Annotated in this window: 9 protein-coding genes and 1 pseudogene; all 10 read right to left on the bottom strand. The window is 44.0% G+C overall.

The window, feature by feature from the left end:
• A pseudogene (locus K6C05_RS05550) lies at nt 1–249 on the bottom strand (DNA/RNA nuclease SfsA); the annotation flags it as partial.
• Nucleotides 250–313: 64 nt separating this feature from the next.
• A complete protein-coding gene (locus K6C05_RS05555; RefSeq protein ID WP_296732262.1) occupies nt 314–1,999 on the bottom strand; it encodes a methyl-accepting chemotaxis protein in 1,686 nt (561 codons plus the stop codon).
• 458 nt (nt 2,000–2,457) lie between these two features.
• Nucleotides 2,458–3,606 carry an MFS transporter gene (locus K6C05_RS05560; RefSeq protein ID WP_296732265.1) on the bottom strand — a complete coding sequence of 383 codons (1,149 nt, stop codon included), beginning with the start codon at nt 3,604–3,606 and terminating at the stop codon, nt 2,458–2,460.
• Between the two features lie 45 nt (nt 3,607–3,651).
• On the bottom strand, nt 3,652–4,575 hold the full coding sequence (locus K6C05_RS05565; protein WP_296732267.1) for an RluA family pseudouridine synthase: 924 nt from the start codon (nt 4,573–4,575) through the stop codon (nt 3,652–3,654).
• 6 nt (nt 4,576–4,581) lie between these two features.
• On the bottom strand, nt 4,582–6,588 hold the full coding sequence (gene ligA / locus K6C05_RS05570) for an NAD-dependent DNA ligase LigA (protein WP_296732270.1): 2,007 nt from the start codon (nt 6,586–6,588) through the stop codon (nt 4,582–4,584).
• Between the two features lie 3 nt (nt 6,589–6,591).
• Nucleotides 6,592–8,898 (bottom strand): DNA helicase PcrA, encoded by a 2,307-nt coding sequence (gene pcrA / locus K6C05_RS05575; RefSeq protein WP_296732272.1) that lies wholly within the window; start codon nt 8,896–8,898, stop codon nt 6,592–6,594.
• Between the two features lie 94 nt (nt 8,899–8,992).
• Nucleotides 8,993–9,919, bottom strand: a complete 927-nt coding sequence (locus K6C05_RS05580) for a manganese-dependent inorganic pyrophosphatase (protein WP_296732275.1) — start codon at nt 9,917–9,919, stop codon at nt 8,993–8,995.
• 104 nt (nt 9,920–10,023) lie between these two features.
• Nucleotides 10,024–10,506 carry a tRNA (uridine(34)/cytosine(34)/5-carboxymethylaminomethyluridine(34)-2'-O)-methyltransferase TrmL gene (gene trmL, locus K6C05_RS05585; RefSeq protein WP_296732278.1) on the bottom strand — a complete coding sequence of 161 codons (483 nt, stop codon included), beginning with the start codon at nt 10,504–10,506 and terminating at the stop codon, nt 10,024–10,026.
• Nucleotides 10,507–10,521: 15 nt separating this feature from the next.
• Entirely contained in the window at nt 10,522–12,180 is a 1,659-nt protein-coding gene (gene ilvD / locus K6C05_RS05590; RefSeq protein ID WP_296732280.1) for a dihydroxy-acid dehydratase, read from the bottom strand.
• A 688-nt stretch (nt 12,181–12,868) separates the two neighbouring features.
• Complete coding sequence (locus K6C05_RS05595) at nt 12,869–14,632, bottom strand: diguanylate cyclase (protein WP_296732282.1); 1,764 nt, start codon at nt 14,630–14,632, stop codon at nt 12,869–12,871.
• Nucleotides 14,633–14,733 lie beyond the last annotated feature (101 nt).

Raw genomic sequence — 14,733 nt, forward strand, 5'->3', positions numbered from 1 at the left:
AGGGGCCTGGCTGTCTATATTTATCAGCCCAAGACCGTTTTTTTCCACTGTTACAAGATCATAGCGGGTTTTTCTGTTGGGATTATCGGATTTAGCCAATACCACTTTAACCCCGGGTATCAACAATTCCTTACAGCGACCTGTATTTTTTACATGCACAATTTCCTGGTGGCCTTCAATATCCACGATACTGATAAACCTATTAGGCCTGCTGATAAATTTTCCAAAGGTTATCTTATTATATTCCATGTTAGTTCCTGCCAAATAATAAATAAATAAGGCCTGAGTAAAACTCAGGCCTAAAACAGCATAATCAGAATTTAAATTTGCTTACCTCATTTTGCAGGCTTTGAGCAAGATCAGCCAGGGAATGGCTGGCCTTTGATATTTCATCCATCATAGCAGCCTGCTCCTCTGTTGATGCACTGACACTCTGTGCTTCCCTGGAGGAACGGTTTCCTATATCAAGGACACTGCCCATTATATCCTGTACCTCATGACAGAGTGCATCCGTTTCATTTGTAGCCTTTATAGAATTTTCAATATGCAAATTCATGTTGCCAATGAGTTCGGAAATCTGCTTGAAGGCATCTCCTGCCTTGGCCACGATTTCTGTCCCCCTGGTAACGCCTTCATTATTTTCCTTCATGGCCTGAACAGCTTTTTCAGTATCCTGCTGAATGCTCATTATCATATCAGAAATACTCTTGGTTGCACTTTCTGACTGTTCAGCCAGTTTTCTTACCTCCTCAGCTACTACGGCAAATCCGCGACCGGCTTCACCTGCTCTTGCAGCCTCAATAGCAGCATTCAGTGCCAGTAGATTTGTCTGGCTGGCAATATTGGAAATAGTCTCTATGACCTGAACAATATCTGCTGACCTTTCGCCCAGGGCTTCAACAATAGCTGAGGATTCATTAATCTGCGTGGACATATTATCCATTGTCTCAATGGCAGTATTGACGGTAACAGTTCCACCCTTTACACCATTCATTGATTCTTCAGCAGCTTCTTTCATTTGATTGGAGCAGGTTGTGAGATGCTTCATGTCAACCAACATATCATTGGTCTTAACATTGGTAGTATCAAGGAGAGAAACCTGCTCCTGATTATTCTCTGCCATCTTGACGGCACTTTCAGCTACCACCCTGATGCTGTCAGCAGTCTCATGAGCACTTGCTGTAAGCTCCTCACTGGCTGCAGCTACCTGTTCAGCTGAATCAACGATCTTGGCCATCATATTGCGCACGGCATTTTTCATGCGGTCTGTATCCATTGCCAAATGGGCAATCTCATCACTGCCCCTGATATTAAGGTCCGGAACACTCAAATTACCATCTGCGACTGCTCCCAGGGTATCCTGCACCTTCAGCAAAGGCTTCAGCTGTGCTCTTACCGCAACGGTTATAACAATGCCAACAACAATCAGAAGGACAATTATTGCTATAAACATATGAAGCAAGAATTCATGTGTCATATCATCAATAATGGTTGCAGGAGCACCAACAAAGAGCATTCCCACAACTTTGCCACTGGAATCCTTAATTGGCTGATAATTCACGAAAAAGTCCTTGTCCAATACCTTGGCCTGGGTATTTACATTTTCACCGTGCTTGAGAACCCTTTCCAGTATTTCAGGTACAGCCTTCGTGCCCACAGCCCGTTCACCCTTATCATTTTTCACAGTGGTGGCAACACGGGTATCGTCGAGGAATATAGTAAATTCATCACCAGTGAATTCCTCCAATGGATCCAGGAGATCAGTATTGTTATTTATAACAACATTACCCTTATAAAGAGTACCGTTCTTTACGCTCCATTCTCCTCTGTACTTGTCATCAAGCATTTCCCTTAAGTACATGCCATCATCATGCACCTTGTCAGTAAGGGCATCCTGGAAGCCTGACATGGCATTTCTATACCCCAAAAACGCCACTACCAAACAGACAGCCACAACACAGATACTGAAGAATATAATTGCTTTTTTTTGAATATTCATCACAATCCCCCCAGTAAATAATAATTCAAAAATCTTGCTAATTTTATTCTTTTTACGATAAATGTATCGTTAATACATAAAGAAAAATAAATATTTATAACTGTTTTACAAAAAACCTGTCATAAAGTCCCATAAACAAGTTAAAAATATTTATTTTACAGTTAATTTCTTCGACAAAAAAATTTTTTATCCTTTTTATCGTATAGAGTATTTTATTAAATTCATTAAATATTATAACACCATTGTTCAAATTCTTCTTTTAAAAAAGAAAAATCTTCCAATTAGCGTTTCCCCTAAAGGGACTAACTTTGTGTCGCAACGAGATGGGAGATATGGCTCACCACCTGTTAAAGTTTGTCCCCCCACCTATAAGGAAGGGGACATCTTACACAGAGTTATAGAAGGCAAAAAAAAGGACTTATTCAATGGCGAAGCACTGTCATTGAATAAGTCTTTTATCATTTTACTTCCTTTAGGGTGAAAGTAACCAACAAACCTATAAGGGCAAAAAAAGGTAAAATATAGAAAACATGGTTTAATGTATAAATATCCGCTATCCACCCTAAAACAGGTGCAATCATCCCACCGGCAGAAAAACCGATACCCAGTGTGACGCCTGAGGCAATGCCGATATTTTTTGCCAAATAGGTCTGGCCAAGTACCACCATAGGGCCAACACAGGCATACAGGGAAAAACCGGCCAGTGCTACCAATAAATACATTAAAATTATGTTTTCATTAAAATTAAAGGCCAGAAGGGCAAATCCCATGATAATCATCCCTATGCGGAGGACAACACTATTCCCCCATCTGTCTGCAGCATAACCACCAAGCCAGTTGGTAAATATTCCCACCATGGCCAAAACCGTAATGGAAACACTCCCCGTAGCATTAGATTGTCCCAGGATATCCACGCAATAAAGAGGCAAAAATGTCATCAGGGCAGTGTAAAGAGCTGCTCGCACGATTACAAATACCGTAAGCCTGCTGAAGGCTGACCAGTCATTCTTTTGAATTGCAACCTCCCCTGCACTGGTTTTTCGATTGATAAATTTAGCCAATTTCTGCATTTTAGGCAGAATAATAATACTGATCGTGGCCATGACAATACCGAGCAGGGCAAAAAACAGGATGGATGGCTTTCCCCAGAGAGATACCAGTCCTGCCCCCACCAAAGGCCCAACACAAAAGCCGGCACTTCCCCCGGTGGAAAAAATGCTCATACTAAGGGCCTTGTTGTCCCCAGCGAGACCATTAACCAGTTTGGCAGCCTCCGGATGGAATATTGCATTACCAATTCCCATCATGGTGACCGCTAAAAAAAGCAGTGTATAATCCTCTATAAAGGCAGCAGAGCCAAGAGAAAGTCCACTCAGCAATATTCCGATACCCATGAGATAAGGGCTAGAGCCCCTATCCGACCAATACCCTATCAAGGGCTGTATAATACTGGACAAAAAACTTGAGGCAAAAATAAGCCCCGCTGCCAGCTTGTAGTCCATACCGTACATGACTACAAAAAATGGCAGCAGTCCAGGCAAAGCACCTGTGTTTATATCACAGCTGAAATGTCCTGCCGACATAAAGTATAAATATTTTTTTTTCATTTCCTTGCCTCCCGGAAAATTAACAATCTCTCCCAACAGAAAAGATTATTCCCAAAACATTTTCAATTTATCAATGCAATCCTTCATATCCAACGGCAGAGGAGCTGTTACCCTGATTTCTTCCCTGGATAATGGATGTATAAAACTTATTTCGCTGGCATGAAGAGCCTGCCTTGATATAAGTCTTGATGGAGTTCCATACATTTTGTCCCCAAGTACAGGATGGCCTGCAAATGCCATATGAACGCGAATTTGATGTGTGCGCCCTGTTTCGAGCCAAAGCTCAAGTACAGTAGCAGGCCCAATTTCTTCCACAATTCTAAAATGTGTAACAGCAGCTTGTCCCTTTTCGTCTACCTGCCTTCTATTTTGCTGTCCGGGTACAGTACCAATATTAGCATCAATACATCCATCCGGAAAATCATTGATTATTCCCTGACCATTGACAACAGCCCTGTATATCCGGTGTATTTCTCCTGATTTCAATTGGGCCTCAAGCCTGGTTTGAATTTCAGGATTTTTGGCAAAAAGTACACAACCTGTAGTATCACGGTCCAGACGATGCAATGGCCTGATGGTAATGGTCCTGCCCTGGTCCTGAAAATATCCGGCAAGATAATTGGCCAGTGTAAAATCCTCTGTCTGACCTGCAGGATGTACCAGTATACCTGATGGTTTATTCAATACAATTAAAGAATCATCCTCATATAATACCTCTACTGGTCCAATCTGAGGACGCACACCATAGGTATTATCGGAAAAAATCCTTATGGCTGCCATATCACCGCCACGCAGACGCCTTTTAGTATGAACAGGACTTCCATTGACAAACACATTTCTGGAACGAAAGAGTTTCTGCCTTTTTCGGCTGGAGACCTTCATTACAGATTTAAGATATTCCTCTATTGTCATATCTGCATATTTATCAGCTACAATATATTTTTTCAGCCCATTATGATTATTCTTCATAAAATATCATTTTCCAATCATCTTAAGGAATTCTGCTTCATCAATTACCGTAATACCAAGTTCCTGGGCTTTACTCAGCTTGCTGCCGGCAGCCTCTCCTGCCAGAAGGAAATCCGTCTTTTTTGATACACTTCCTGCAGCCTTACCACCATTAGCTTCAATAAGCGACTTGGCATCATTTCGGCTCAAGGTAGGCAGGGTACCTGTTACTACCACAGTCTTACCAGCCAAAATATCACTGGTTACACCGGTATCCTTTAATACCATATTTACACCATACAGCTTCAATCGCTTGATAATGTCAATATTATGCGGTGCCCTGAAATACTCAAATATGGCAGCAGCACTTATTTCTCCAATATCACGCACTTCCTGGATTGATTCATATTCGGCATTGGCCAGGGCATCAATGCTGCCAAAATGTAGCATCAGCTCTCTGGAAGCTGCCTTGCCGATGCCGGGAATACCCAACCCGGTAAGCAGCCTCTGGGGCTCGTTTTCCTTTGACTCCTCGATGGCAGTCAGTACCTTGTCGGTGTTTTTCTCCTTGCCTATCAGCCCCAGGGCGATCATTTCCTCCCGATGCCCGGACAGTATATATATATCTGCAATATCACTTATAAATCCATTATCAATCAGCGCCCTGATATTTTGCTCACCAATGCCCTTTATATTCATGGCATCCCTGCTGACAAAGTTGATAATATGATTTTCCAGCTGGGCAGGACATGACGGATTGATACATTTGATGTCTGAGGAATTTTCCTCGCGTACAGCCTTTGCACCACAAACCGGACAAATATTACCTATTTTAAATCGTTCAGCCCCTGCAGGCCTTTTTGACTTGACTACTTCACGGACCTTAGGGATGATTTCACCTGATTTAAAAACCTTTATGGTATCTCCCAGGCATATATCAAGATCATCTATATAATCCTGATTGTGCAGGGTAGCCCTTTCTACCCTGGTACCACACAGCTGTATAGGATCAAATACCGCAGTAGGTGTTATACGCCCTGTTCGGCCAACTGACAGCTCTATGTTGCGCAAAACAGTTTCCTTTTCCTCCGGTGGATACTTGTAAGCCACTGCCCAGCGTGGAACCTTTGAGGTAGCCCCAAGTACTTCCCGCTGCTGCAAACTGTTCAGCTTTACCACTGCTCCATCAATATCGTATTCCAGATTCCCCCTGGATTCACCAATAGCATCAATGGCGGCTATTACTTCATCTGCATTATGACAAACCTGATAATTATGGATAACCTTGATGCCCTGCTTTTTCATAAATTCATAGGCCTCAGTATGGGTAGCAAACTCAATTCCCTCAGAGGTCTGCAGATTAAACACAAACATGGACAGCTGCCGTTCCTTGGTAATCCGGCTATCAAGCTGTCTCAAGGTCCCTGCCGCACAATTTCTTGGATTGGCAAATGTCTTGAGTCCCAATAGCTCCTGGCGTTCATTGACCCTTTTAAATGCCTCACGACTCATATAAACCTCGCCACGGATTTCAAAATAAGGCACCTTATCATTTAAATGCTGTTTGATGTCCCGAATAACCCTGGCATTTTCGGTAACATCCTCTCCCTGTATAATACCATCCCCACGGGTGATGGCCTGAGTCAGTTCACCGTCACGATACCGCAGGGCCAGGGAAAGGCCATCAATTTTTTCTTCTACGACAAATTCCGGACTATCCAGCTGTTCTGTCAAGGAAGTCACAAAGGCCCGTACTTCATCCTTGGAAAAAACATCCTGCAGGGAAAGCATAGGCACATCATGCTCCACCAATACACCGGCCTCCCGTTTTGCCACACCGCCTACAACCTGTGTAGGGGATGTTTTGGTAATCAATTCGGGATATTGTGCCTCCAGATGCTTCAATCTGAGCATTAACTGATCAAACTCATAGTCTGAAATTTCCGGAGCATCATTATTATAGTAGCAGTTACTGTGATATTTAATATTTTTTCTCAGTTCTGCCAGCTCTTTTTTTACATCGTCAATATTCATGTTTTATGCCCTCTTTATTGGTGCATATTTTTGCATTAATTTTTTGATACCCTGATCAGGAAAAGCAATGGTCAGCTGTACCTCATCACCACTGCCGGAAACACTGACTACCCTTCCGATACCCCATTTACCATGCTGTACCTTGTCCCCGGCCTTCCATACCATACCCATATCCGGCCGTATTACCCCGGATGATACAGTGCGCTTCGGTTCCATATGAGCTTTTGACATATTAAGTGCAACCGAGGCTGTCATGGATTGGCCTGCGGTCCTGCCAGTGGATTTAGCAGAAGAAAATCTAGGCATAAAGGAATTACCATAGCCGCCTGATGAATAGCCGCCCCCAAAGCCTGCGGTCCGCCTTGCAGACAGTTCCTCCTTGTATTCTGACGGTATTTCCTCCAAAAACCTTGAAGGATCACACATTCTGGTCTGCCCATATATGGTACGGGTGGAAGCATGGGTCAGGAAAAGCTTCCTTTCAGCACGGGTGATTCCAACATAGCAGGTACGACGCTCCTCTTCCAGCTGATCAGGGGAATCCATTGACCTGGAATTTGGGAAAATGCCTTCCTCCATCCCCGCAATGAATACCACCGGATATTCCAAGCCTTTGGCCGTATGCAGAGTCATCAGTGTTACCCTGTCATCAGCCTCAGTTTTGGTATCAAGGTCGGTCATCAGGGAAATATGCTCCAAAAAGCTGTTCAAATCGGCTTCCTCATTTGATTTTTCAAATTCCTTGGCCACACCGATAAATTCCTGAAGGTTTTCTATTCTTGAAGTATTCTCATCACTTTTTTTATCGGCCTTTAAAGCTTCAATATAGCCGGTCTGTTCAATTATTTCCGTGATAAGCTCAGAGACAGGCAAAGACGCCTGCTTGTTCATGAGATCAAGCAACAGGACCGAAAAAGCTGTCAGAGGTTTTTTTGTCCTGGCAGTCAATCCCGGTATCTCCTCCAGAACATCAGGATCGGCGATTACCTGAAACAGGCTAATCCCTCTTTCATTGGCAAAGGACTGCAGCTTGTTAAGGGAAGTTTCACCTATTCCCCGCCGGGGAACGTTTATTATCCTGGAAAGACTCACAGAATCAAAGGGATTTGATAAAACCCGAAGATAAGCAACCATATCCTTGATTTCCATCCGGTCATAAAATTTCAGCCCACCAACAATGGTGTAAGATATGCCCTGACGCAGAAAGGATTCCTCCAGTACACGGGACTGGGCATTGGTTCTATACAAAATTGCCATATCTCCATAGGGGATATTAAACAAGGTATTCTGCTTGATGATGTTATCAATAATAAACCTGGCCTCATCCCTTTCATCAAAGGCCAGATATGTGGTAATGGCCTCCCCATCAGCATTATCCGTCCAAAGTTTTTTTGGCTTGCGATTGACATTGTTGTCGATAACAGCGTTTGCCGCAGCCAGGATTTTCTTTGTGGAACGATAATTCTGCTCCAGCATGATGGTCCTTGTTTCCTTGTAGTCATCCTCAAAATTGAGGATATTCCTCATGTCAGCCCCACGCCAACCATAAATGGACTGATCTGCATCACCTACAACACAGATATTGTGATGGGCTGATGCCAATAATTTTGTGAGCATGTACTGGGCTCCATTGGTATCCTGATACTCATCTACCATAATATACCTGAAGCGCCTCTGATAGCGCTCCCTGATGTCATCATTTTCCTCCAGCAGGGATACTGTCACCAATAACAGATCGTCAAAATCAAGAGCATTATTGTCCTGCAGCTTGCTCTGATAGAGGGCATAAACTTCAGATACCTTTTGATCATAAAAGTTACCATTTACTTTTATATGCTTTGCAAAGGTCAGGGGCCCCATCATCTGATTCTTGGCATTTGAAATAGCTGCCTGAACTCCATTAGGGGTATACTGCTTATCGTCAAGGTTCAGCTCCTTCAGGCATTTCTTAATCAAAGATTGCGTATCACTGGAATCATAAATCACAAAATTCTTTTTATATGTTCCGGTCATCTCAATATCACGCCGCAATACCCTGGCACAAAAGGAATGAAAGGTACTGAGCCAAATATCCTTGGCCCCCGCTCCTATCATCCTGTCAACGCGCTCGCGCATTTCTGCAGCAGCCTTATTGGTAAAAGTAATCGCCAGGATACTGTATGGTGCAACACCATGGGCCAAAAGATTGGCTATGCGGTGGGTAAGCACCCTGGTTTTACCCGAACCTGCTCCGGCCATGATAAGCAGTGGGCCTTCGAGACATTCAACTGCTTCGCGTTGAGCAGGATTTAATCCACTGAAAATATCCAAGATTATCCTCCTAAAAAGAAATAACCCCTTCACCATACATGCCTTCAGAAAATAAAACCAAGGCATCATAAGTAGCTGAAGGGGTAAACATCACTTAAAACTTCGCTGCTGCTTCAGTAAGCTGTGGAACAATCTGTTTTTTACGGGACATTACCCCAGGCAAATGAATATAATCACCGGAAACATCCTTGCCAAAGGCATCAGCAATCAACTGCTTTGGCTCACCGTAATACACCAGGTCGGTTGCTTCATCAATGATATCGGTAACCATTAACATGATGATGTTAAAGCCTTCCTTATCGCAAATCTCCTTCATGGCAGCCAAAATATCGTCCTTCATGTCAAGCACCTCGGAGGTATCAGTAACAGAAATCTGGCTTACCAAAGCCTTGTAGCTGCCAAAGCTGAAAGGCTTGGAATCTGTCTTGGCAATCTGCAAAGGAGTAAGATCACCTACGCCGGCACCTGCCTTTAACATGGCAAGGCCATATTCCTTGAGCTCAACTCCGGCAATATCAGCCAGGTGCTCTGCAGCATCCTTGTCCATATCAGTGCAGGTAGGAGACTTGTAAAGTACAGTATCAGAAAGAATAGCCGATAAAAGAAGTCCGGCAATCTCCTTTGGCATCTTAATATCATTATCCCAAAACATATTAGCAACAATGGTAGCCGTACACCCTACAGGCTCAGTATGAACATACAGGGGAGCCGCAGTGGTAAGACCGCCAAAACGATGATGGTCGATGATTTCCAGAAGCTCAGCCTTATCAAGCCCGTCAATTGCCTGTCCGGCTTCATTATGATCCACCTGAATAACCTGCTGCTTCTCAGAAAGCTTTTCAACGAGCTTTGGCTCCTCTACCTTAAAGTAATCAAGCGCATAGCAGGTTTCCTTATTAACCTCTCCGCATCTGATGGCAACGGCATCTTCGCCCATTGCCTGCTTCAAGGCAGCATAGCCTAAAGCAGAACATATTGAATCAGTATCCGGATTTTTATGACCAACAACAAATATACTCATATAAAAAATTCCTCCTAATATTTAAGTTAAGCTGCGGCTTATTTAGTGCAGCTGCAAACTCCCATTGAATTCCGCCTGCCCATTAATCTACAATGAGCAGCACCTCAGGTCCTGGGACCTGGTCCAACCTGCTGAAGATTACTGTAGTCAAGCTGTCTCATGGCCTCATAAGCCACGATAGCAGCAGAATTGGATAGATTGAGTGATCTGGCACCCTCTATCATAGGGATACGGATACAGTGCTCCCAATTTGCTTTCAAAATTGACTCCGGAATGCCGGCAGTCTCCTTCCCGAAAACAAGCATATCATCAATGGAAAAGCTGGCATCAGAATGAGCCCTTGGGGCTTTGGTAGAACAATAGTGAAAAGTATTGCTTGGATATTTATCCAAAACCTCCTGAAAATTTTCATGAACATGAACCTTTACCAGATGCCAATAGTCAAGCCCGGCCCGTTTAAGATGCTTATCATCAATGGAAAAGCCCAACGGCTTTACTAAATGAAGCTCTATACCGGTAGCTGCGCAAAGACGGGCAATATTACCGGTATTGCCTGGTATTTCCGGCTCTATTAAAACAATGTGCATTATATAACCTCAAAATTAATCAGCCGTAACTACAGCACCCTTGGATGCGGAAGTAGTCAGCTTTGCATAGCGTGCCAGATAACCATGCTTGATTTTTGGCTCCGGCTTAACCCAAGCAGCTTTACGCTTGGCAAGGGTTGCGTCATCTACGCGAAGCTCCAGCTTACGATTTGGAATATCGATATCTATTATGTCACCATCTTCAATCAGTGCGATAGGGCCACCTGCCATAGCCTCAGGCGATACATGTCCTATGCAGGCACCACGGCTTGCACCGGAAAAACGCCCATCTGTAATCAGGCCTACCTTAAGGCCACGACCTACTATAGCAGCGGTAGGGTTTAACATTTCCTGCATGCCGGGACCACCCTTAGGTCCTTCATAGCGGATAACCACAACATCACCGTCATGAATATCACCATCCATAATGGCATTTACAGCATCCTCCTCAGAGCTGTAGCATTTAGCCTTGCCGGAATATACCAGCATGTCCTCGGCCACTGCAGATGCCTTTACAACAGCATTTTCAGGGCACAAATTACCTGAAAGGATTGCCAGGCCGCCTTCCGGTCTATAAGGAGCATCTATGGTCTTAATGACATCCGATCTGAGAATTTTTGCATTGGCAATACGCTCCTCAACAGTACCGCATACAGTGAGAGCATCAGTATGTATAATCCCCTTCCTGGAAAGCTCCTTCATTACAGCAGAAATACCACCGGCCTCATTCAAGTCAATAATATGATGGTGTCCGGCAGGACTGAGACAAGCAATATAAGGAGTGCGATGACTGATTTCATCAAATTTCTGTGCCGGCAGCTCAATCCCGGCTTCATGGGCAATAGCTGTAAGATGGAGAACAGTATTGGAAGAACCACCAATTCCCATATCCACAGTAATTGCATTTTCAAAAGCCTTCCGGGTCAAAATATCCCTTGGCTTAATATCCTTTTTTACGAGCTCCAAAATCCGTTCACCGGCACGCTTTGCGAGAAGTCTGCGTGCTCCGGTATATGCAGCAGGTATGGTGCCATTACCAGGGAGACCCATTCCCAATGCCTCAGTCAGGCAATTCATGGTATTGGCTGTGAAAAGTCCGGCACAGGAACCACAGCCAGGACAGGCTGCAGCCTCGATAGCAGTCATATCAGCTTCAGAAATCTTTCCGGCAGCGAATTCACCTGCAGCCTCAAAGGACTGGCTGACACTGACATCCCGCCCCTTGTAACGGCCAGGAAGCATTGCTCCACCACTGACCACAATACATGGAATATTGAGTCTGGCGGCTGCCATAAGCATTCCCGGAACCACCTTATCACAATTTGGAATTAATACCAGGCCATCAAATCCAGTAGCCATAGCAACAGCTTCAATAGAATCAGCAATCAGCTCACGACTGGCAAGTGAATATTTCATACCTGTATGCCCCATGGCAATACCATCACATACCCCAATTGCCGGGAATTCCATAGGAGTTCCACCAGCAGCTGCCACACCCAGCTTTGCAGCATCGGCAATTTCCCTGAGATGTATATGTCCGGGAATGACCTCATTAAAAGAATTGCAGATACCAATCAATGGCTTCTTCAAATCCTCAGGACCATATCCCATGGCATTAAAAAGCGATCTGTGCGCACAGCGGGTCGCACCCTTTTTTACAACATCTGATCTCATAATACACACCTACCTAAACTAATCATAGTGAACAGTTACTGACAACCATACAAAATATTTTAACACATTTCACTGTACTTTCAAACAAATAATACAGAAGGAATTTTATTTTCAAAGGAATGAATCTTCAAATATAACGAGCTTAAGATATTCCCTTCCTCTTAAGGTGGGGAATCAATCTTTAACAGCTGGTGAGCATATCTCCCAGCTCGTTGCGACACAAAGTTAGTACCCTTTAGGGGAAAGATATTCTCACCACCTGTTATTCCTTTATTTCCCCCACATAAAGAGGAAGCAAGTAGCTTTAGGCTCATAAAAAAGAGCTGCAAGGTTTCTCACAGCTCCACCACCTGATTCGCATACTTATCAAGATACTGTCTATGGCTGACATATAAAACCGTCGGATGCTCCGACCTTGATATGGCATCCAGAATCTTCATCTCCGTCTTTTCGTCAAAAGCAAGCTGTCGCGAGCGCAAGCGTACTTCATCAGGCCTCTATCTGGAGTTTGTACTACTTCTTAAATCCATGCTTACAGCTTGATACTGGGGGAATCACCAAAGAATTGATTGCCTTCGATATCCTCTTATACTTGGACCGGTCACCAGCGTATTTTCCCTTGATTTACTGAAAAAAACAACTGGCGCCAGATATATATGAAGAACAAGCCCGTAGCATCCAATAATCCTTAGAGTGCCACCACCCGGTTCCTGCCTGTCTCTTTCGCCTGATAGAGTGCCTGGTCTGCCCGCTTCACCCAAGAAAGTAAATCATCCCCTGGAGTCAGTTGCGCGACACCGAAACTCATGGTGATATACCTTGCCTTTACATAACAATTATTCTCCACCTGAACCCTGATTCTTTCAGCGAAGGCCTTGCCCTCCTTCAGATCAGTATCCGGCAGTGCATAAAGGAATTCCTCTCCCCCCCAGCGTCCAAAAACATGATGTGGCTGCAGATTATTCTTAATTAGTCGAACAGTTGCCTTCAAAACCATGTCCCCCACATCATGACCAAATTTGTCATTGATTTGCTTGAAATGATCGATGTCCATAAAAATCAAGGACATCGGCTTTTTCTCGTCTGCATACGAATTCAACATCTCATTGATCTTATTTTCCAATTCCCAGCGGTTATAGATGCGGGTCAGGCGGTCAGTGGTAGCAATCATGTCCAATTCCTGATTACGCTGATCCAGCTCTAACGATGTGGTTTCCAGAAAATGGAGAATTCTGTCCACAAAGGGAATGTAATCCCTTTTATCTTCTTGATCCACTTCATCCTCTTCCGGTAAATCGTTGCGAACATGAATCTCATCTTCTGCCACAGGGCCTTCACAAAGTCCCACCACCACTAACGCACTGTTCAAGGCACCACCATATCCTGTAGAAGAAAAAAATAATTCTGCAAAGCCAATGGCCACTGATAGCTCCGGTGAATTCACCCGGAAGCTGTCCGCTTCACATTGGGGCTGTTCTTCCAGAAAACGGATCCGATTGCTACATTCAAATAAAAAGACAGCTTCCGGCTGAAAGCGTTTAATTCCCTGAACAGAACTTTCAATGATCTGAAAAAAATTATGGGAATTACCATAGGAAAGCCGGAAAATTTCCCCTTGGACTACATCAGCAGTAAACCGCATGGAACCGTCCTGGTCACAGGCAGAAGGCACTCTGGCCACAGGGCAATCTCCCCGATGAAAAATAAGAGGAAACTCACATACATTTTGAACAAAATATTGATTCGGTTTGACCTGCAAATATTTGGAATAGATTTCCGCCGCTGGCTTATCATCGATTTTAGAAATTACCGTATCACTTTTGGTTTCCGTCACCCGCATATTCAGTCCAATTTCCTGGAAGCCCAGACAATTATCCATATACAGGCGAAGATTGTCCCCGGCAAATATAATGGCGGTTATACCATCATCACGCACCGTCCTGCCATAAACCTGGGGTATATTTTGCGCCCTTGTGCTGCGCCCGGCCTTGGCCCCGAAGATAGGCAGCCGATGATGACTAAATTCCTGGATGAAGGTCTGTAAAGCAACACTGCCACAGGAATAACAGATCAACATACATCGCGCATTAGGAATATCCTGCAGCTTCTCCTGAACGATGCGCCCCGCCACAAAACCAGTCTCCCGGCGCAAATCAAAATCAAAGGCGAACAATCGGGTAGCCTTAAAAATGGTAACATTAAGCTCCAAAGGATTATCCTTGATATCGTATTCTACATCGGCAATATTGGCAGATGTGATTCCCACCAGACAGGCTTTGCTGCATTTTTCCTGTATATACTTCACAATCTGCTGGTCATTGGTGTCCAGCTTGGGATTGTATAACTGCAAAAGTACGCCTGAAGCATTTTTATAGGCATCGCTGGTTGTCAGTTCAGTGATAATCCTTTCCAATTCGCTAAAGTCATGAAAGGTGTATTTTTTCTGCATCATATATGTTTCCCCCATTGCATCAACACATTTCTGGCGAAAATGATTCCTGACCTCTCTCAAAAAAGAGAACAGCTATATTGCTTGCCATCTTATGTTCTAGC

The organism is Anaerovibrio sp., from assembly GCF_024697385.1.
Classification (GTDB): domain Bacteria; phylum Bacillota; class Negativicutes; order Selenomonadales; family Selenomonadaceae; genus Anaerovibrio.